At 70.4% G+C, this 17,791-nt stretch carries 16 protein-coding genes and 3 pseudogenes; 13 read left to right on the top strand and 6 right to left on the bottom strand.

Going from position 1 to position 17,791, the window contains the following annotated elements; genetic code table 11:
• The first annotated feature begins 241 nt into the window (after positions 1–241).
• The 5 genes from OG332_RS45335 (at position 242) to OG332_RS45355 (ending at position 5,800) form a co-directional block, all read left to right on the top strand.
• On the top strand, positions 242–646 hold the full coding sequence (locus OG332_RS45335) for a hypothetical protein (RefSeq protein WP_327418926.1): 405 nt from the start codon (positions 242–244) through the stop codon (positions 644–646).
• A 144-nt stretch (positions 647–790) separates the two neighbouring features.
• The gene (locus OG332_RS45340) at positions 791–1,567 is read left to right on the top strand and encodes a sortase domain-containing protein (protein ID WP_327418927.1); all 777 of its coding nucleotides are present in this window, start codon (positions 791–793) and stop codon (positions 1,565–1,567) included.
• 213 nt (positions 1,568–1,780) lie between these two features.
• Positions 1,781–2,320, top strand: a complete 540-nt coding sequence (locus OG332_RS45345; RefSeq protein ID WP_327418928.1) for a hypothetical protein — start codon at positions 1,781–1,783, stop codon at positions 2,318–2,320.
• 147 nt (positions 2,321–2,467) lie between these two features.
• Positions 2,468–3,046, top strand: a complete 579-nt coding sequence (locus OG332_RS45350) for a hypothetical protein (protein WP_327418929.1) — start codon at positions 2,468–2,470, stop codon at positions 3,044–3,046.
• A gap of 765 nt (positions 3,047–3,811) precedes the next feature.
• Positions 3,812–5,800, top strand: coding sequence for a DUF6777 domain-containing protein (locus tag OG332_RS45355; protein ID WP_327418930.1), 1,989 nt, complete (start codon positions 3,812–3,814; stop codon positions 5,798–5,800).
• Positions 5,801–5,965: 165 nt separating this feature from the next.
• On the opposite strand, the gene OG332_RS45360 is transcribed toward OG332_RS45355, so the two are convergent.
• Positions 5,966–6,886: an IS3 family transposase gene (locus OG332_RS45360; RefSeq protein WP_327411594.1), complete on the bottom strand. Its 921-nt coding sequence runs from the start codon at positions 6,884–6,886 to the stop codon at positions 5,966–5,968.
• A complete protein-coding gene (locus OG332_RS45365; RefSeq protein WP_327411595.1) occupies positions 6,883–7,386 on the bottom strand; it encodes a transposase in 504 nt (167 codons plus the stop codon). The genes OG332_RS45360 and OG332_RS45365 overlap by 4 nt, the downstream gene beginning before the upstream one ends.
• Between OG332_RS45365 and OG332_RS45370 the strand changes: the two are divergent.
• Both OG332_RS45370 and OG332_RS45375 read left to right on the top strand, forming a co-directional pair.
• Positions 7,312–8,939 (top strand): annotated as a pseudogene (locus OG332_RS45370) (IS4 family transposase). The gene OG332_RS45365 and the pseudogene OG332_RS45370 sit on opposite strands and share 75 nt — an antisense overlap.
• 352 nt (positions 8,940–9,291) lie before the next feature.
• The gene (locus OG332_RS45375) at positions 9,292–9,693 is read left to right on the top strand and encodes a hypothetical protein (RefSeq protein ID WP_327418931.1); all 402 of its coding nucleotides are present in this window, start codon (positions 9,292–9,294) and stop codon (positions 9,691–9,693) included.
• 72 nt (positions 9,694–9,765) lie between these two features.
• On the opposite strand, the gene OG332_RS45380 is transcribed toward OG332_RS45375, so the two are convergent.
• A complete protein-coding gene (locus OG332_RS45380) occupies positions 9,766–10,998 on the bottom strand; it encodes an FAD-dependent oxidoreductase (RefSeq protein WP_327418932.1) in 1,233 nt (410 codons plus the stop codon).
• A 189-nt stretch (positions 10,999–11,187) separates the two neighbouring features.
• Entirely contained in the window at positions 11,188–11,544 is a 357-nt protein-coding gene (locus OG332_RS45385) for a putative quinol monooxygenase (RefSeq protein ID WP_327418933.1), read from the bottom strand.
• A gap of 100 nt (positions 11,545–11,644) precedes the next feature.
• Between OG332_RS45385 and OG332_RS45390 the strand changes: the two genes are divergently transcribed.
• The gene (locus tag OG332_RS45390; RefSeq protein ID WP_327418934.1) at positions 11,645–11,962 is read left to right on the top strand and encodes an ArsR/SmtB family transcription factor; all 318 of its coding nucleotides are present in this window, start codon (positions 11,645–11,647) and stop codon (positions 11,960–11,962) included.
• A 247-nt stretch (positions 11,963–12,209) separates the two neighbouring features.
• Here the strand turns inward: OG332_RS45390 and OG332_RS45395 are convergent, their stop codons facing one another.
• Positions 12,210–12,383, bottom strand: coding sequence for a CsbD family protein (locus OG332_RS45395; protein ID WP_327418935.1), 174 nt, complete (start codon positions 12,381–12,383; stop codon positions 12,210–12,212).
• Between the two features lie 101 nt (positions 12,384–12,484).
• On the bottom strand, positions 12,485–12,850 hold the full coding sequence (locus OG332_RS45400; RefSeq protein WP_327418936.1) for a PRC-barrel domain containing protein: 366 nt from the start codon (positions 12,848–12,850) through the stop codon (positions 12,485–12,487).
• Between the two features lie 608 nt (positions 12,851–13,458).
• On the opposite strand from OG332_RS45400, the gene OG332_RS45405 reads away from it, so the two are divergent.
• The 5 genes and pseudogenes from OG332_RS45405 to OG332_RS45425 all read left to right on the top strand — a co-directional run.
• Positions 13,459–14,601 carry a mechanosensitive ion channel family protein gene (locus OG332_RS45405; protein WP_327418937.1) on the top strand — a complete coding sequence of 381 codons (1,143 nt, stop codon included), beginning with the start codon at positions 13,459–13,461 and terminating at the stop codon, positions 14,599–14,601.
• Between the two features lie 215 nt (positions 14,602–14,816).
• Complete coding sequence (locus tag OG332_RS45410) at positions 14,817–15,173, top strand: PRC-barrel domain-containing protein (RefSeq protein ID WP_327418938.1); 357 nt, start codon at positions 14,817–14,819, stop codon at positions 15,171–15,173.
• A 113-nt stretch (positions 15,174–15,286) separates the two neighbouring features.
• Positions 15,287–15,982: a VanZ family protein gene (locus OG332_RS45415; protein ID WP_327418939.1), complete on the top strand. Its 696-nt coding sequence runs from the start codon at positions 15,287–15,289 to the stop codon at positions 15,980–15,982.
• A gap of 24 nt (positions 15,983–16,006) precedes the next feature.
• Positions 16,007–16,315: pseudogene (locus OG332_RS45420) on the top strand (sensor histidine kinase); the annotation flags it as partial.
• A 60-nt stretch (positions 16,316–16,375) separates the two neighbouring features.
• Positions 16,376–17,581: pseudogene (locus tag OG332_RS45425) on the top strand (IS4 family transposase); the annotation flags it as partial.
• Between the last annotated feature and the right edge of the window lie 210 nt (positions 17,582–17,791).

The following is a 17,791-nucleotide window of genomic DNA, read 5'->3' on the forward strand; positions in this document are numbered from 1 at the left end:
GCGAGTCTCCTACCTCGGCCGACGGCACGGTAGGCAATATTCGTCGACGGGAGCGCGGAGGCCCGGACTCTCGCGCGGGCCCGCGGCAGGGAACCCGGATGTCGGCTGCGGGGGTACCGGCTGATCGCGCGAAACGATGGAATGTCCGCATGACTGCACCCGAGATCGACGAAGACCCCCCCCCGAGCACGGGCGTTACGCCCACTACCTGCAGGTCCTGGAAGGCATCCCGGAGAGCGTCGTGGAGTCGGACGAGGCCGACCTGGTGGCCGAGATCCTCCGCGACGACTGCGTGGCGATGGCGGAGTCCGCGGTGAACCGCCACCTGGAGCGCCGGGCGGCTCACCTGCTGACCGACTCCGGATTCCCCTCCTGGGCCCGGACGATGGCCGAGGTCATCGGGGACCGGCCCTTCCTGTCCCGCCGCTTGCGCGAGTGGACCCTCCTGCGAACGATCGCCCTCGACGAGCCGTGGACGGCCGAGGAGCTCACAGGGGCATCCGACTGGTTCCAGCGCACGGCGTCGGTCGCCCAGGTCGTCGCTTCGCCCGTTGCCCCCGCCCTGCTCGCCGAGCACGGACGCACCCGTCGCGTCCGCAACGCGGCGAGCCGCCGTGTCCAGCGACCGAGGCGACGTTCGAGCTGACGCGCTCCCCGGGTCCGGCCGGGGGGAGGGAGGTCACAGACCCGGACCCTTATGGACCTCTTGCTCCGTATGTCACCCTGGCCGCTGAACCGGGTCACACACCTGCCGCATGGCCCGGACGCCCGACCGACACGGAAGACGCCCATGTCCCTGCCCTTCCCGTCCCGTGCCGTGCCCGCCGTACTCGCCGGAGCCGTGGCCGCGCTGCTGGCCGCGTGCGCTCCCTCGGCTGCCGCCGGTGCCGCGGCTCGCCCGCAGACGACCGCCGTGGTATCCGCCTCGGCCCCGGCCGCCCCGCCCGCCGCCTCCGTGACGTACACGCCGGCCGCCGAACCGTCCCCCGCAGCGCCCGCAGCGCCCGCAGCCTCCGCGCCGGCGTCCGCGGCAGCCTCGTACGCCGGCGTCCGGACCGAGGCCTCGGTCCTGTCCGTACCTTCCGTGGGCATCTCCGGGCTGCGCGTGGTGCCGTACGAGGGCACCACCGACGACGTACCGGGCACCCGCATCCAGGATCTCGGCCACGCGGCCAGCCCGTACGGGAAGCTCGGCGGGGTCGGCCCCGGTCAGGTGGGCAACTTCCTGATCACCGCGCACCGCCTTTCGGCGGGCGGCCCGCTGCGGGACCTGCCCTCCGTGGACAAGGGCGACACGGTCCTCGTGACCGTCGGTGGGGTGGAGTACACCTACGAGATCGTCGCGACCCGCAAGACGTCCTTCCGGTCGGAGCGCTCGCTCGGCGAACAGCGCGCGGCCGTGCCCGGGGCGCCCGGAGCGGCCCCCACCCAGGCCATGATCACGATCTCGACCTGCGCCACGCCGGAGGACCACGCCGAGGGCAACTTCTGGAGCGACGCCCAGGGCAACCCCGAGCACCGCATCGACAAGATAGGCGTGCTGCGCAAGACCTCCGCGGCCCGCTGACAGGCCCGGCCCGGCCCGGACGGGGCCGGGCCGCGCCGGACCGAGCGCCAGATCGCGTACCGACGGGTAGTTTCAGCCAATTCTCAGCGCGGCGATGACATGCTCCTGACAGTTCAAGGTGGCTGTGGGACTCTCCGGGCACGCACTCCGCACCCTCTGAGAGGCCCAGCGCCTCACCCACCCCCACCAGTACGTGGCATGGAGGAGCGAATCATGAGGCACACCACGCCCATCAGGCACAGCACCCGCATCGCACGCACCGCCGGGATCGCGACGCTGGTCGTCGCGGCAGCCTTCACCAGTACCGGAACCGCCCTCGCGCACGGCACCGGAGCCGTGGCCGCCGACCAGAAGGTCGACGGCGTGATCGTGGTCGCCGGCAACAGCTGCAGCTGGACCAACGCGAGCACGAGCGCCGCTGCCCCGGCCGCGCTCACCGTCGACCGCACCACGATCAACACGCCGGGAGGCAATCTGGCCTGCGGCGGCGGCATCGTCGCCAGCCTCAACAACAACCCCGCCTTCACCTTCGACGACGCCGCCGCAACGGCGCGGACCGATCTGATCGACATCACCGGCAGGCAGAGCTTCATCTCCTGCCGCTACAAGGCGACGAACATCGTGTGGGACCGCGACGGGGCGAGCCGGAAGTACATCAACCGGGCCTTCACCGCCGCCAAGACCTCGGGCAGCTTCCTGTGTCCGGGATCGGTCGCGACCCCGGCCGGGGACGCGTCCATGCTCTTCCGCTGAGCAGGCCCGTGCGGCGGGACCCCGGCCCTTGCGCTCGGCCCCGCCGCAAGGTCCCGCCGGGAACGGCCGATCGTCGGGGAGGCTACTCACGCGGATCTGAGTAGCCGCCCCGATGTCCAGCAGACGCCCCGCGCCTATCTTCAGACCATGAGCTCCGTTCAGCCCGCAACCAGTACGGTCCCGCCCCGCTCGCGTGCGCGCCGCCTCGTCCGTACGGCGCTGGTACTCGGCGGCGTCGCACTCCTCACGGCCCTGTCCTGGGGCGGGTACCGCTTGTGGAACGGCGCACCGTACCCGGAGGTCGACCCGAACGTGGTCGGCACGCGACTCCGCGAGGAGGCCGAGCGCGTGCACCAGGACCTGGCTCTGACCGGGCCGGCTGCCGACGGGCCCTATCGAGTGGAAACGGGTGCCTGCTACTACCGCGGACTGCGGGGCTTCGCCCACATCGACAGGTCCCGCCGGGACGTGTACAGCTTCGGTCTCGACACGAGCACCACCGGCGTTCCGCAGACCACCGCCCGCACCGGTGAGGAACGCGTCCGCAGCCGACTGTCACAACAGGGCTGGAAGCTCATCAGCGAGAACATCTCCGACATGGGATTCCGTTTCGAGAACCCGGACACCGGCGACATGGTCGACGTCGACTGGTACGAGCCCACGGGGACGCTCGCCGTCAGCGTTTTCGCGCCGTGCGGGAAGGTCCCCGCGGGCTTCGCCGGGTAAGCGTCGACTGCAAGTGCCGGGAAGTGCCCGTGACTCGCGACCGGGAGCGGCGGCGATGCCGCGCTTCCGCGTTTCCGTGAACGCGTGCTCAGCGGCGGGCCCACCGCCTCGATGACCGTCCCGGTGTAGTCCTCACCGACGGCCGGAGGTCCGTCCAGGTGATGCCCGAGCGCACGACCGCCTTCTCGATGGCCGGCCGGAACCGGGTTTCCGGCGACAGGGCGAGGGAGCCTTCGACGCCTTCCGACTTCGACCGCGCCGGGCCGACCGCCGCACTGCGCTTTGTCAAGCCCCGAAAGGTCGCGGCATGACGTGGCCGGGGCGAGGGGGCTTACTCAGGAGATGGACGTACGCCTAGTGCGGGGTCCTTGTCGGTGTCGCTGCTGGGGAGAGGTTCCCGTTTCGGGGCGTTTCCCGTTCTTCCCTTCGCACGCGGCAGCGGTAATCCAGGTTTCACCTCCGGGATATGGAGGGTTGACGGTTCGGAAGGAGTGAGCGCATGCGAGTCACCACGGTTTACCCGCTGCCCTGTGTCGGGGGGCGAGTCTCGTGAGTTCCCTGCCTCCTTCCTCCGAGCGTCCCACTGGCCCTCCGCCCGGTCCTTTGTCGGGCCGGGGCGAGCACGCACCGCCTCCGCCGCCTCCGCCGCCATCAGGGCCTTCGCCGTCGTACCCCCTGCCCGCGTCTTCCGCCGGGTCGTCGCCTTCGCCGGCGGGCGGCGGTGGGCGGGTTCGTAGGTGGCGATCGCGCAGGGCCGTGCTGAGCGTGAGTACGGCGATGGCCGTGTTGTCGGCGGTGGTCCTCAGCTTCACCGTGCTGGGCGGGAACACCGCGGCGGGCGGTGAGGTCTTCCTCCAGGTCGCTCCGGAGGCCGGGCCGGATCCGTTCACTCCTTCGACGGCCACACCGGCCGAGAGCGTCGCCCAGGTCACGCCCATGGCCGCCGGTGGGAAGGCGAAGGACGGCACGAGGGCCACGAGCGCTGCGCGCACGCTCGAGGTCGATGGCGGGTATCCGGGGCTGTACGGAGGCACGCGGAACGTCGTGAGCTGTGACGTGGAGAAGCAGATCCGGTTCCTCACGCAGCACCCGGACAAGGGCAGCGCGTTTGCCGTTTCGCTGGGTATCCGCCAGCCCGAGATTCCCTCCTACCTGCGGTCGCTGACGCCCGTCCGACTGGGTTGGGACACCCGGGTCACGAACCACGGGTACCGGAACAACGCGCCCACCAGCTATCAGGCGGTCCTGCAGGCCGGCACGCCCGTTCTGGTCGACGGCCGCGGCGTGCCCAGGGTGCGCTGCGCCTGCGGCAACCCCTTGAGCCCGCCGGTCGCGGTCAAGGGCAGGCAGACGTACAGCGGCGAGAAGTGGTCTTCGTTCCGGTCCTCCGGCCTCGTTGCGGTCAAGCCCGCCGCGAAGCCGGTGAAGACCGTCACGGTCTTCGACCAGGGCCGCAAGGGATGGTACGAGCGCCCGAGCGGAACGGCGGAGGGCAAGCACGACCGTGAGGTCCCGCCCCCGCGGGGCCAGACACCCGGCTCGGCCTACCCGGTCCTGCCGGCGGCCCACCCGGGGTCGGTGCAGACGCCCCCGGCCAAGGGCACGGACACGGACAAGCTCCCGGGAACCGCCCCCGGCAACGCCCCGGGCCAGAACCCGGGAACCGCCCCGGGCCAGGACCCGGGCCAGAACCCCGGTAAGGATGCGGGGAAGGTCCCGGGCCAGGAGCCCGGCAAGGTGCCGGCTCAGGAGTCCGGACAGGACCCGGGGAAGGAACCAGGCCAGAACCCGGGCAAGGACCCTGGCCAGAACCCGGGTAAGGACGCGGGGGAAGTCCCGGGTCAAGAGCCGGGCAACGCCCCCGGTCAGGGTGCCGTCAAGGAGCGAGGCCAGGACCCGGACAAGGCACCGGGGAAGGTGCCGGGCAAGGACTCAGGGAACGCGCCAGGCCAGGTCTCCGGCCGGGAACCTGGCGAGGACCCGGGGAAGGAACCAGGCAAGGTGCCGGGTCAGGAGTCGGACAAGGGCCCAGGCAAGGACTCGGGTAAGACGCCAGTTGAGGAGTCCGGTCAGGACTCGGGCCAGGACCCGGGCAACCCGCCCGGCCAGGACACGGGCAAGGAGCCGGTTCAGGACCCGGACAAGGACCCGGACAAGGGCTCGGGAAAGGTGCCGGACAAGCAGCCCGGCAAGGACACGGACAAACTGCCGGGTGACGAGTCCGGCCGGGAACCGGGGAAGGCGCCGGGTCAGGAGCCCGGCAAGGACAGGGGCAAGGCGCCGGACAAGGCGCCGGACAAGAGCCCGGGCGAGGACTCGGGGAAGGAGCCGGGCCAGAGCCCGGGTCAGGAGTCCGGCAAGGAGCAGAGCCAGGACTCAGGCAAGGAGCCGGGCCAGGGCTCGGGGAAGGTGCCGGGACACGACCCGGACAAGACCCCCGAGAAGGTGCCGGGCAAGGAGTCCGGCCAGGATCCGGGCAAGGCCCCGGAGAAGGGTGCCGGCAAGGACCCCGGCAACACGCCGGGGAACGGGTCGGGCGAGCACTCGGGTCAGGATTCCGGGAAGGTGCCGGGTCAGGAGTCCGGCACCGGTTCCGGCAACGGCCCGGGGAAGGAGTCGGGCCAGGGCAGAGGGCAGCCGCCCGGTCAGGATCCCGGTAGCGATCAGGGGAGGCGGCAGGGCGGGGATTCCGGTAGTGGGCAGGGGCGGACGAACAGCCCGGGTGATCCGGTGGGCCAGGTGACCGGGCGATGATGCTCCGTTGAACCACCGCGGGCCATGCCTGCGGTGGCTGCGGTGGCTGCGTCCCTGGGGGTTGCGCCGTCGCATCGTCGTGGTCGGCTCAATGCCATCGTGGGGTTCAGCCCCGCCGGAGGCTGGCGATGGAATGAGGTTCCCCCGCACTGCGGGAGGGGCTGACTAGCTGGTCAGGGTGGGTTGACGTGGTTTCAGGTTCACTTGTTCGGTCGCTGCCTGGTTGGCGTAGTGCTTCTCCTCGTACTCGATGGGGCTGAGGTAGCCGAGCCGTTTCTGGATGCGGCGGGGGTTGTAGAAGCCGTCGATGTACTCGAAGAGCGCGAGGTTCGCCTCGGCCCTGGTGGCGAAGACGCGGCCGCGGATGCACTCGGTCTTGATGACCATCCACAGGTTCTCCGCGAGGGCGTTGTCGTACGAGTCGCCGACCGAGCCCATGGAAGCCTGGATCCCGGCCCTGACCAGGCGTGTTGTGAGCTTCACGGACGTGTATTGACAGCCGTGGTCGGCGTGGTGAATAAGCTCTCCGGGGGCGACCTCGCGGCTGGCCAGGGCGTATTCCAGCGAGGTCAGGACCAGATCGGCGTCGGCGCGGGCGGAGGTCTCCCAGGCCACCACCCGGCGGGAGAACGCGTCGCGGATCGCGGACAGCCACAACGGCCCCTCCCCGGTGGGGATCATGGTCAGGTCGGTAACCCACAGCCGGTTCGGCCCGGCCGCGGTGAAGTCGCGTTGCACCAGGTCAGGGGCCAGATCGGCGTCCGGGTCACGGCGAGTGAAACCCTTGCCCCGGCGGGGACTGATCCCGGCCAGGCCGGCCTGGCGCATGAGCCGCTCGACGCGCTTCCTGCCGACGTGGACGCCCTCACGCTTGAGGACGGCGTGCACGCGGGGTGAGCCGTAGATCCCGCCGGACTCCTCGTGGACCTGCCGGATCCTGCTGGTCAGCTCGGCATCCCGGCGGCGCCGTTCGCACGGTTCGGTCTCGGCCTGGCGCCACCGGTAGTAGGTGGAGGAGGGGATGTTCAGTTCCCGGAGTACGGGCTCGACCCCCAGATACGGGTGCTCGTCAACGAGCGCCGTCACCTGGGCCGGGTCGGGTCGAGCTGGGCCGCGAAAAAAGCCGAGGCCGTCCGCAGGACCTCATTCGCACGCTTGAGCTGTGCATTCTCCTTCCGCAGGGCGGCAAGCTCCTCCCGCTCGCCAGTGGTGAGCACGTCGTCGCGTTCGCCGGCGTCGGCCTCTGCCTGCCGGATCCAGTTGCGCAGAGCCTCGTGGTGCACGCCGAGTTCCTCGGCCATGCGGCGGATCACGGGCTTCGGCTCGGCGGTCCGGTACATCCGTACCGCACGCTCACGCAACTCCAGCGGATACTTCCAAGACCACGGAGTTATGGCTTGTCGGCCGCTGTCAACAGGGGCGAGGTATTTGGGAGAAGTGCCGGTCAGGGCAACGGGACTCCTGGTAGAGCGAGGAAGCCGACCAAGGTCTTCCCGCCTGAAGGAGCCCCGTTGCCCGTTCAGTGTTCCACCGTCACGCTCACGTCGTCCATCACCGTCGCCGACGGGGTCTTCGCTCCGGGGCATCTGGGCGAGCTGACCCGGCACCTGCCCTTTGAACTGGTCGATGACGTGCTGGAACGTACTGGCGGAACCCAGCGGAGGCTGAGGCTGCTGCCGTCGAGGGTGGGTGTCTACTTCGTGCTGGCACTGGTTCTCTTCCCGCAGCTGGGCTACATGCGGGTGTGGGACAAACTCACCTGCGGCCTGCGCGGGCTCCTTCCACCGCGTCCGTCGGAGAAGGCGCTGCGAGAGGTGCGCCGGCGGCTGGGCGCCGCGCCGCTGCGGCTGCTCTTCGAGACACTGGCCGGTCCCGTGGCACAGCCGATCACACCAGGGGTGCGATACAGGTGCTGGCGCACAGTCGCCTTCGACGGCTGCAGCTCCACCAAGGCCCCTGACCGGCCGCGAGTCTGCGCCTGGCTGGGCAAACACAAGCATCGTTACGGCACGGACGGATATCCGATGCTGAAGATCATGGTGCTGTGCGAGACCGGAACCCGGGCCCTGCTCGGTGCGGTCTTCGGACCGACGCCCGAGAAGGAGACCGGCTACGCCGAGCAGCTGCTACCACTGCTGGACAACAGGATGCTGCTGCTCAACGACCGGGGCTTCGACTCCGACGACTTCCTCGCGAAGGCCGCGGCCACCGGCGCCCAGCTGCTGGTACGCCTCAAGGGAACCCGGACACCCGCACGCTGGGCACTACTGCCGGACGGGTCATTCCTGACCAGGATCAACGGGACCCGGCTGAGGATCATCGATGCGCACATCGCGGTGACGACCGCCAAAGGGCTGAGGCTGGAAGGCCACTACCGACTGGCCACCACGCTGACCGATCACCGTCGCTACCCCGCCGCAGAGCTGGTGGAGCTCTACCACGAGCGATGGGAGATCGAGTCCGCGTTCTACTCGCTTCGGCACACCCTGCAGCACGGCCTGGTGCTGCGATCCCAGGACGCGACCGGGATCCAACAAGAACTCTGGGCTCACCTGACCGTCTACCAGGCACTGCGCCGCGCGATGGCCGAGGCCGTCGAGACCCTCCCCGGCACCGACCCGGACCGCGCCTCCTTCACCGTCGCCCTGGAGACCGCAAAAGACCAGCTCATCGCCGCAGCCGACGTACTGCCCGACACCGGACCGGGACGAATCACACCGGCCCTGCTGCACGATCTGCTCCCACCCCGCCGGGCCCGCGTCAACCCACGCCGCGTCAAATGCCCGATCTCCCGCTACGCCGCCCCGCCCCACCAGGCACAAGTCCTGGGCGCATCCAGGATCACCAGCATCAGTGTCACCGTGAACCCCTCCGCTGGCCCAGGCCCCGACGGACGCCGCGACCGCACACTGCAACTCCTGCGAACCGATCCCCACCGCACCTGGCGCGCATGTGAAATCGCCCGCGGTATCGGACTGGAGGATCCCCAAGGACTACGCGCAGAACTGGGACGCTGGGTCCGCGAAGGAATCCTCCGCCGCACCGGCCGGGGCCTCTACACCCTCGACCCCGAGTGGACCACCCCAACCTCCACAAGCCCCTGTCCCCGCCCCTGTTGACAGCGCCGGACAAGCCATAACTCCGTGGTCTTGGGATACTTCCTCGGCGCAGGCATCGTCTGGGCTCCTCTCATGAGACCCATCTGACCCTCTGTCACCCATCCCCGCATCTCGGGGGAAGCTCAGAACGGCTTTCGTGCGGGCTCCCCGCGGAGGTTCGTCCCCGCACCGGCTCCCGGGATCCGTACGGTGCTGTGTGGTGGCGCCGGGGCAGGACAGGGCAGGGCAGGGCTTGGCAGGAACTGCTGATGCCGATATCAGATTCTGGTTCGCTGAGCTGCGCTCCACCCTGGCCCGGGAAGCGGGTCCGGGCGGTCCGGGAGAATGGACACCATGGCGCAGGCGTGAGAGTGGACGTACGACGGCACGGAATTGGCCTGGCTCCAGGAGCGGCTCGGCCGGCCCGATACCGGCCCCGGGCACGTCGTGTCCGAGCTGGTGCCGAGCGGATTCGAGGCGTATCTGCGCATCTTTCACCGCTTCGAGGCCACGGATGGGTCGGGCCGTACCCGCAAGTGGCAGACGTGGGCCGAAGCAGCCAGGATCGATTTCCACTCCGAGCTGTCCCACTTCTCACTCCCTGAAAGGCACGGCGCCGGGGGCGAACTGGTGTGGACGACCGAAGCAGGGGCCCTTGACGGCCGGAGCCGAGGCGCGCTGGCACGTTGCCTCGCCGGCGCGACCGGCGACCAGGCCGTCTCCTTTGCCTACGATCTGGCGGCGCTGTGCTGGGGTGAGGGAAAACCACTCGTTCGCCATGCCTCCATGGCCTGACCTGCCAGGCGTCGGCCGGATGGGGTTTGCCCGGGAACCTCGGGAAGTCCCCGCCTCTGTCCGGGTGGTCGATCAGCGCAGCGATTCCTTCGGGGGGCGCTCGCGCACGGCTCCGTACGCGATGAAGTAGGCCGGGATCCGGTTCAGCCACCGGGACTCGGTGACGAGCTCGGCCATCCGCTTGGCCCGTCGGGGATCGCCGAACGCGGTGCGGCCGGCCAGCAGCGGACCGATGACCTGGGTGTGGGCCAGGCTCTGGAGGCCTTGGGTCGCCACGGTGGTGGGCCAGCGCCGGTGCTGGACGCGGCGCACGTCGCGCAGTCCCACGGTGCCCTCGCGCAGCGGCCGGACGAGGTAGCGGGCCGCGGCCACCGCGTCCTGTACGGCGAGGTTGATGCCGATGCCGCCGACGGGTGACATCGCGTGGGCGGCGTCGCCGATGCACAGCAGCCCGGGGCGGTGCCAGCGGCGCAGGCGGTCGAGCCGTACGTCGAGCAGTTTCACCTCGTCCCAGGAGGTGACGGCGTGGCTCCGGTCGGCCAGCCACGGCACCGCGGCCGTGAAGCGGGCCATGAAGCGCTCCAAGCCCTCGGCGCGGCGCTCGGCGTCGGTTCCCTTGGGGATGAGGGCGGCGCACTGCCAGTAGTCGCCGCGGTCGATGAGCGCGGTGAAGAACCGGTCGCCGAAGCCGCCCACGAGTCCGCCGGGGTCGTCCTCGTGGCGCGGGAGGCGGAACCACCAGGCGTCCATGGGGCACGGGAAGTCCTCCAGCCCGAGTTCGGGCAGGTCCCTGGCCAGTGAGCCACGGCCGTCGCAGGCCACGGTCAGGGTCGCCCTGAGTTCGCCGGTGCTGCCGTCCGCAGTGCGGTAGCGCACGCCCGTGACGCGTCCGCGCTCGATGAGGAACGACGTCGCCTCGGTGTCCATGCGCAGGCGGAAGGAGGGTTCCCGGGCCGCTTCGTCGGCGAGGAGGTCGAGCAGGTCCCACTGGGGCACCATCGCGATGTAGTTGTATTTTCCGTGCAGCGCCCCGATGTTCCCGATCGTCACCAGGGACCGGTCCGGCCCCAGGGGCAGCTGCACCGTGGTCACGCGGCGCTGCGGCAGCTGGGCGAACCGTTCGGCGAGGCCGATGTCGTCGAGGAGCGCAAGGGTGGAGGGGTGCACGGTGTCGCCGCGGAAGTCGCGCAGGAAGTCGCTGTGTTTCTCCAGCACCGTCACCTCCACACCGGCCCGGGCCAGCAGCAGCGCCAGCACCATTCCGGCCGGCCCGCCTCCCACCACGCAGCACGTCGTGCGCTCCACGGCAACCACTCCCTTCGCGGGGATCGGGAGAGCCCCAGGGGAGGTATACCGCACGGGGGGCGGCGGGGCCGGTAGCGGCGACGCCGACCTGACCTGCCTTCAGCAGGCCCTCACTCCGGGCTGTTTGCGGGCGACCGGCGTCAGCCCCGGCGAGATCGCCGGGTGGGGGACTTCAAGACCGGCGCGGCGTCACTGGGGTGCCGGGGCCGGTGCCGGGGTCCGCGGTCGGGACCGGTCGTCCCACTGGTAGGGGCTGTGCATCGTGAGGAAGCGTATGTCGAGGTCGGACTCCAGGTAGTCCATGCGCTGCTCCCAGAAGGCCTGCATGTGGGGGAGGGCGAGGTGGGCGTCGAGATCGGCCTGGGAGCGCCAGGCCTCGTAGAAGACGAAGACGCCGGGGTCATTGCGGTCCTCGTGGAAGTGGTACTCCAGGCAGCCGGACTCCTGCCGGGTCGGGTCGACGAACGAGAGCAGGAGCTGCTTCAGCTCCTCGGCGCGTTCGGGCTTGGGGCGTGCGGTGCCGACGAGTGCGAATGGCTGGGACATGCAGGGTTCTCCCCCCGATAGGTACAATGAATCTCGTACCTGCCGGACGTTATCGAACTCATAGGTACGATGCAATTCATACCTGAAGGGAGGTGTCCGCATGCCCGACGGCGAAGGCCACCCGAACGTCGACGAGATGGAGCTCGGCCCCGTGCTCTCCGCGCTGGCAGATCCACTGCGCCGCCGAGTGGTGCGTGAGCTGGCGGCCGAACCCGACGGCGTGGCGCGGACGTGCAGCTCCTTCGGGCTGCCGGTGTCCAAGGCGACGGTCACGCACCACTTCCGTGCGCTCCGCGAGGCCGGGCTCATCCGGCAGGTCGACCGGGGCAACAGCCGGATGGCCACCCTGCGCCGGGCCGACATCGAGCAGCGGTTTCCCGGACTGCTCGGCATCGTGGCGGCCGAGCCGGGGGAGTGAGTCCGGAAGCGCCGTCACGCGTCGAGGGACAGGCCGAAGGTCTGCCGCAGTCCGTCCGCCCCGCGTCGTCAGGTGCACCGCGCGTGTAGGTGCACCACGCGTGCAGGTGTACCAGGCGTGGGCTCATGCCGTAGCGCAGCCAGCCGAGTGGCCCCGGCCCCGTCCCGGCGACGTCGGCGCACGGATGTGCCTCGGGCCCGAACGCCCGACGGGTTCGGGCCCGAGGCACATCCGTGGTGCGGCCAGGTCAGCGCTTGAAGATGTCCTTGATCTTCTCCTTGGCCTGGCGGGCATCGCCCTTCACCCGCTCGGCGCGGCCTTCGGCGGTCAGCCGCTCATTGCCCACCAGGCGGCCGGCCGCCTCCTTGAGCTTGCCCTTGACCTGCTCGACCTTGGCCCGGCCCTTCTCGTCCCTCGACACAGCTGATCACTCCCTGGGGGTGCGGGAAATGCCTTGCCCTCCGCGTCTGACCCCGATCGCGCCCCGCAAACGTGGGCGGCGGGACCGAGCAGGGCATCCGGTCAGGCGGGCGGGACGCCGAACGGCATGCCGGAGAGGTAGTGCGCCCCCAGCGCCTCGCGGTGGTCCGCGTTTCCGAGGTGCTCGTCCCGATGGAATTCCGGAGCGGCCTTGATCTGCTCCTTCGTACGGTCCACGTAGACCTTCTCGGCCGCGTGGTCGATGTGGGTCACCAGCCCGGCCGGCAGCAGGACTTCCTTGCCGAGGATCCACACGCCGGTGTCGACGACCAGATAGGCGTCGCTGACCTCGTCGGAGTGCTTGTCGACCTTGCCGATGCTTCCGTCGGCCGCCTCGACCCCGTAGCCGGTGAGGTCGGCCGCCAGGTAGTCGACGCCGCCGCGGTAGGCCCACACGTTCTCCGTCATGCGAAACAACTCCTCCGATCGCAACCGTGGCCCCTCCACCCCGTGGCCCCGGGGACGCAGGGACCTCCGTCGACGGCGCGCCTGCCCGGTGACCCACGGTTCCACTCCCGTGCCTGCACGGCCGCCGGCTAGCCGCGAGAAGAAGTGGGCTCTGACCGTTTGGGCCGACGGGGACCGGCCATAAGCGTGGTCACGGGAGTGCGTGACGGTGAGCGGCGCGGACTCCCGAGCGGACCCGAGCCGCGTGGTGGCATCCCCCCGCCATCACGCGGCCGGGGCTCGTCCGTACCCGGTGCAGGACATGCCGCCGTCACCCGGTGCGGGACATGCTGCCGTTCGGCCCGCCCGGCAACCGGAACGCCGCCCCGCCCGGCGCTCTTCCCGACCGCGCCGCGCAGAGGTGCGCCGTGCCGCCGGATCCCGTTCTGCTCTCCTCCGATGCCCTGAGGTCAGCGCCTGCGGCCCCGTCCGCAACGAAGGCCGTCCGCCAGCACGTCTGCAGGTGAGCCTGCCCACCCCCCAGGGCCCGGTCCTCGTCCTCCTGTGTCAGCTCCCTCCCACGGGGCAGGGGCGTGAACGTCCATGTCACCTACATCCGTTGAGGAGATATGAACAGCGCTCTTCGTGTGCTGACCGTCCTGGGCGGCTCGATCCTGCTCACCTTCGCGGCCGGATGGGCCTTCGACCTGCTGCTGCGCCGAGCCGACGCGCGCCACCCCGAAACGCCCCTGTGGAACCTGCTGCGCCGGTGCCGCCGCGCCCTGCAGATCGTGCTGCTCGCCGCGCTGCTCAGGGGCGCCCACCGGCAGATCGCGTGGCCACCGCTGCAGGACCACGCGGCCGCCGTGGGCCGGATCCTCTCGCTGACCCTGATCGGCGCGGGGGCCTGGCTGATGGTGGCCGTGGCCTCCGCCGTCGTCGAGTCGGGGTACGCCCGCTACGCCACCGCCACCCGCGACCCGGCCCGGCTGCGCCGGGTCCGCACCCAGGTGACCCTGATCATGCGGGTGGTCACGGTCGTCGTGGCGGTCGTCGCGGTCGCCGCGATGCTCGTCACCTTCCCGAGCTTCCGCGCGCTCGGCACGTCCGTGCTCGCTTCCGCCGGGATCATCGGAATCGTGGCCGGCGTCGCCGCCCAGTCCACCCTCGGAAACCTCTTCGCCGGCTTCCAGATCGCCTTCGGCGACATGGTGCGCATCGGCGACACCGTCGTGGTCGCGGGTGAGTGGGGGGTGGTCGAGGACATCACCCTCACCTTCCTCGCCGTACGCACCTGGGACGAACGACGCATCACCATGCCCGTCTCGTACTTCACCACCCGCCCCTTCGAGAACTGGTCACGCGGCGGCGTCCAGATGACCGGCACCGTCTTCCTCCACTGCGACCACCGCGTGCCCGTGGGCCTCATGCGCGACAAGGCCGAAGAGATCCTGCACAGCTGCAAGGAGTGGGACGGCCGCGGCTGGGACCTCGCCGTCACCGAGGCAACGCCCTCCACGGTCGTACTACGGGTCATCGTCACCGCCAAGGACCCCGACGACCTGTGGACGGTGCGCTGCGCCGTACGGGAGCAACTGGTCGCCTGGCTCGCGGAGAAGCACCCGGACGGCCTGCCGCGCGTTCTGCTGGACCCGGCACCCGGACCGGCACTCGGACCGGCACGGGGACCGGGCGCCCCCGGCGGATCCGAGGGTCGCCGTACGGCTCAGCCGGAGGCGACCGTCACCTCCACCTCGTGGAAGCCCAGGTGAACGGTCAAAGGGGTGACGGCCACCGCATGAGGCGCAGGCCGCGAAGATTTCGCCGGACGTGCAGAACGGGAAAGCCGGGGCATACGCGTTTGCGGAGGCGGAGTTCGCGCGGAACGCGAAGTCCGCCGCGCACGACAAACGGAAAGAGAAGGGGCCGAGAACTTTCCTCGCCGTCCTTTCGTTCACCGGAGGAGCTGTTTCGCGTTACTGAGCATGTGTGGAGCTACAAGTCGACGTCGGGCCACCTGGCCGGCACCGACCTCACCGGCTACAAGGTCGAGGCGGTCGACGGCAGCATCGGCAAGGTCGACAAGCACTCCGACGAGGTCGGTGACGCCTACCTGGTCGTGGACACCGGTGTGTGGATCTTCGGCAAGGAAGTGCTCCTGCCGGCCAGCACCGTGATCACGGTCGACCCGGACCAGCGGGTGATCCACGTGGACCGCGCCAAGGAGCAGATCAAGGACTCCCCGGAGTTCCACCGGGAAAAGCACCTCGGCAACGCGGACTACCGTGAGCAGCTGGGCATGTACTACGGCATCGGCGGCCCCTTCGGCGGCCCGATCGCCTGACCTGCGAGGAGCACGGGGCCCGGACTCGACTCGCCGAGTCCGGGCCCCGTGTATCGCGGGCGTACCGAAAATCGCATACGCCACCGCAACGGCCCCCCGTCTCCAATGGCCGCATGAACCACAACCCGTCCCTGTCCGCAGCGACCCGCCGCACGCGCAGCATCGTGCTCCTCGGCCTGGTGGTACTCGGCATGGCGGGCGCGGTGTACGTCGTGCGGCGGCCGCTCATGATGTCCGCTCCGATGTGCATGGCCGGGCGGTGGCACGGCTGCTTCGACACGTTCAACGGTGTGGTGCTCATGACGCTGGTCGCGTTGCCGTTGGCCGCACTGGTGGTGTGGGCCCTGGCGCGCCGTCGGCGTGCCGACGGCGGCACATCGGCGTGGCGGCTGTCGCTGGCCGAGGTGGGCATGGTCCACGGGACGGTGCCGTTCCTGTGGTTGACGATGATGCCGGGCGCCGGGGCCGGCATCGTCCCCGGCCGGGTGAGCCTGGTACCGCTGCGGGACCTGGTCACGATGGGGCCGCTCGGGATCGTCGGCAACCTGCTGGTCTTCGCGTCGCTGGGGTTCTTCGCCCCGATGTGGTTCGCGGCGCTGGCGTCCGCGCCGCGGATCCTGGCGCTCGGGGCGGGCTGCTCGGTCCTGGTCGAAACCGCGCAGTACGTCCTGCGGCTGGACCGGGTCTCCTCCGTGGACGACGTACTGGTCAACGCCGCCGGAGCCGTGCTGGCGTCGCGCCGCTGGTGGCGCACTTCGGCGCAAGCGCCCTCGGTCCGGCCTCGCCCGGCGCTGGTACGGGCACGCTGAGTCGCGTCTCCTGTGTGTACCACCGTCCACAACATCCCCGCCGGCGGCACCGTGACGGTCCACACCGAGGCGCGCGGCGACAGGAGCGTGCTGCGGGTCGAGAACACGGGCCGTCGGCTCCCCCCGGAACTGGTGCCGACCCTCACCGAACCCTTCCAACGCGGAACCGAACGCGTACGCACGGACGAACACGCCGGTGTCGGCCTCGGCCCGGCCATCGTGGACAGCATCGTCCGCGCCCACGACGGGAGCCTCGACCTCGTCCCCCGCCCCGCCGGCGGTCTCCTCGTCACGGTCCGGCTTCCCGGCACGCCCTCACGGGACGACCTCTAGCCCACAATACCAGTGACTTAAGGATCTCGGCTGGTAGGGTGTTGGCCAGGAGGTGTCTGGATGCCACGCCCTGGACAGGTCAAGCCGGAGACGGACGAGCGGTTGTCGGATCGGATCGCGATCGGACTGCTGACGCGGACGTTCCCGCCGGAGCTGGTGGACCGGGTCGTGGAGGAATCCGGGAAGGCCGGGCAGCGCAACCGGCTGCTGCCTCCACGGGTGGTCGTCTACTTCGTGCTGGCGATGTGCTTGTTCTCCGGTCAGGGCTACGAAGAGGTCGCACGGCTGCTCACTCAGGGTCTGGCCTGGGCCAAGCACTGGTCGGGTTCGTGGCAGGTGCCTACGCCCGGTGCGGTTTCCCGGGCCCGGGCCAGGCTCGGGCCCGAGCCGCTCAAGGCTCTCTTCGAGCAGTCCGCCGGGCCTGTGGCGACCGAGTCCACTCCCGGTGCGTGGTACGGGTGTTGGCGTCTGATGGCGGTCGACGGGACCACGTTCGACGTGCCGGACAGTGAGGAGAACGACGCCCGGTTCGGTCGTCCCGCCACCCACCGGGGCGAGCGGACCGCGTTCCCGCAGGTGCGGGTGGTGGCGCTGGCGGAGTGCGGCACGCACGCCATCACCCGCGCGGCTCTGGGGCCGTTCACCACCGCGGAGTCCGTGATCGCGCGGGAGCTGTTCGACGCCCTTGGACCGGATGACCTGCTGATGGCCGACCGGGGCTTCGCCGGGCTGGAGCAGTGGCGAGCGGCATCGGCCGGCGGTGCGGACCTGCTCTGGCGCATCAAGTCCAACGCCGTCCTGCCCGTGCGGCGCGAGCTCCCCGACGGGTCCTACCTCTCCGACATCGTGGCGGCCAAGGACCACCGCAAACGCACCGATCCCACCGTGGTGCGGGTCATCGAGTACACCCTGGACGACCCCGGACGCCCGCAGCACGACGCCCCGTACCGGCTGATCACCACCATCCTCGACCACGAAGCCGCACCCGCGGCGGAGTTGGCGGCCCTCTACAACGAGCGATGGGAGATCGAGACCACACTGGACGAGCTGAAGACCCACCAACGCGGCCCCGCCCAGGTCCTGCGCTCCCGATCGCCCGACGGCGTCGAACAGGAGGTCTGGGCCCACCTCCTCGTCCATCACGCGATCCGCCAGCTCATGCACACCGCCGCCCGGGACACCGACACCGATACCGACCGGCTTTCCTTCACCCGCACCCTCCGCCTCGCCCGACGCCAGGTCACCGCGCAGGCGGCCTTTTCCCCTGACCGCCTGGCCACAGCCCTCACCGACGGGATACGAGAGATAGCCCGTCACCTCCTGCCACCGCGACGACAGCGGTCGAACGCCCGCGTCGTCAAACGCAAGATGTCCAACTTCGGCGTCAAGCGCACCGCACACCGGCTCTGGCCACAGCCGACACTCGACCCAGCCCGAGCCGTGGCCATCGCCCCACACCACAAAACGGCCCCGACC

The sequence above is a fragment of the Streptomyces sp. NBC_01233 genome (genome assembly GCF_035989305.1).
Lineage (GTDB): Bacteria > Actinomycetota > Actinomycetes > Streptomycetales > Streptomycetaceae > Streptomyces.

Bases quoted from the DNA above. Each gene is read 5' to 3' on its own strand.
- OG332_RS45340 (WP_327418927.1), top strand. From the start codon at position 791: ATGTCCCTGCCCTTCCCGTCCCGTGCCGTGCCCGCCGTACTCGCCGGA.
- OG332_RS45415 (WP_327418939.1), top strand. From the start codon at position 15,287: ATGAACCACAACCCGTCCCTGTCCGCAGCGACCCGCCGCACGCGCAGC.
- OG332_RS45400 (WP_327418936.1), bottom strand. From the start codon at position 12,850: ATGACGGAGAACGTGTGGGCCTACCGCGGCGGCGTCGACTACCTGGCG.
- OG332_RS45405 (WP_327418937.1), top strand. From the start codon at position 13,459: ATGAACAGCGCTCTTCGTGTGCTGACCGTCCTGGGCGGCTCGATCCTG.
- OG332_RS45390 (WP_327418934.1), top strand. From the start codon at position 11,645: ATGCCCGACGGCGAAGGCCACCCGAACGTCGACGAGATGGAGCTCGGC.
- OG332_RS45345 (WP_327418928.1), top strand. From the start codon at position 1,781: ATGAGGCACACCACGCCCATCAGGCACAGCACCCGCATCGCACGCACC.
- OG332_RS45385 (WP_327418933.1), bottom strand. From the start codon at position 11,544: ATGTCCCAGCCATTCGCACTCGTCGGCACCGCACGCCCCAAGCCCGAA.
- OG332_RS45365 (WP_327411595.1), bottom strand. From the start codon at position 7,386: ATGCCCCGGAGCGAAGACCCCGTCGGCGACGGTGATGGACGACGTGAG.
- OG332_RS45350 (WP_327418929.1), top strand. From the start codon at position 2,468: ATGAGCTCCGTTCAGCCCGCAACCAGTACGGTCCCGCCCCGCTCGCGT.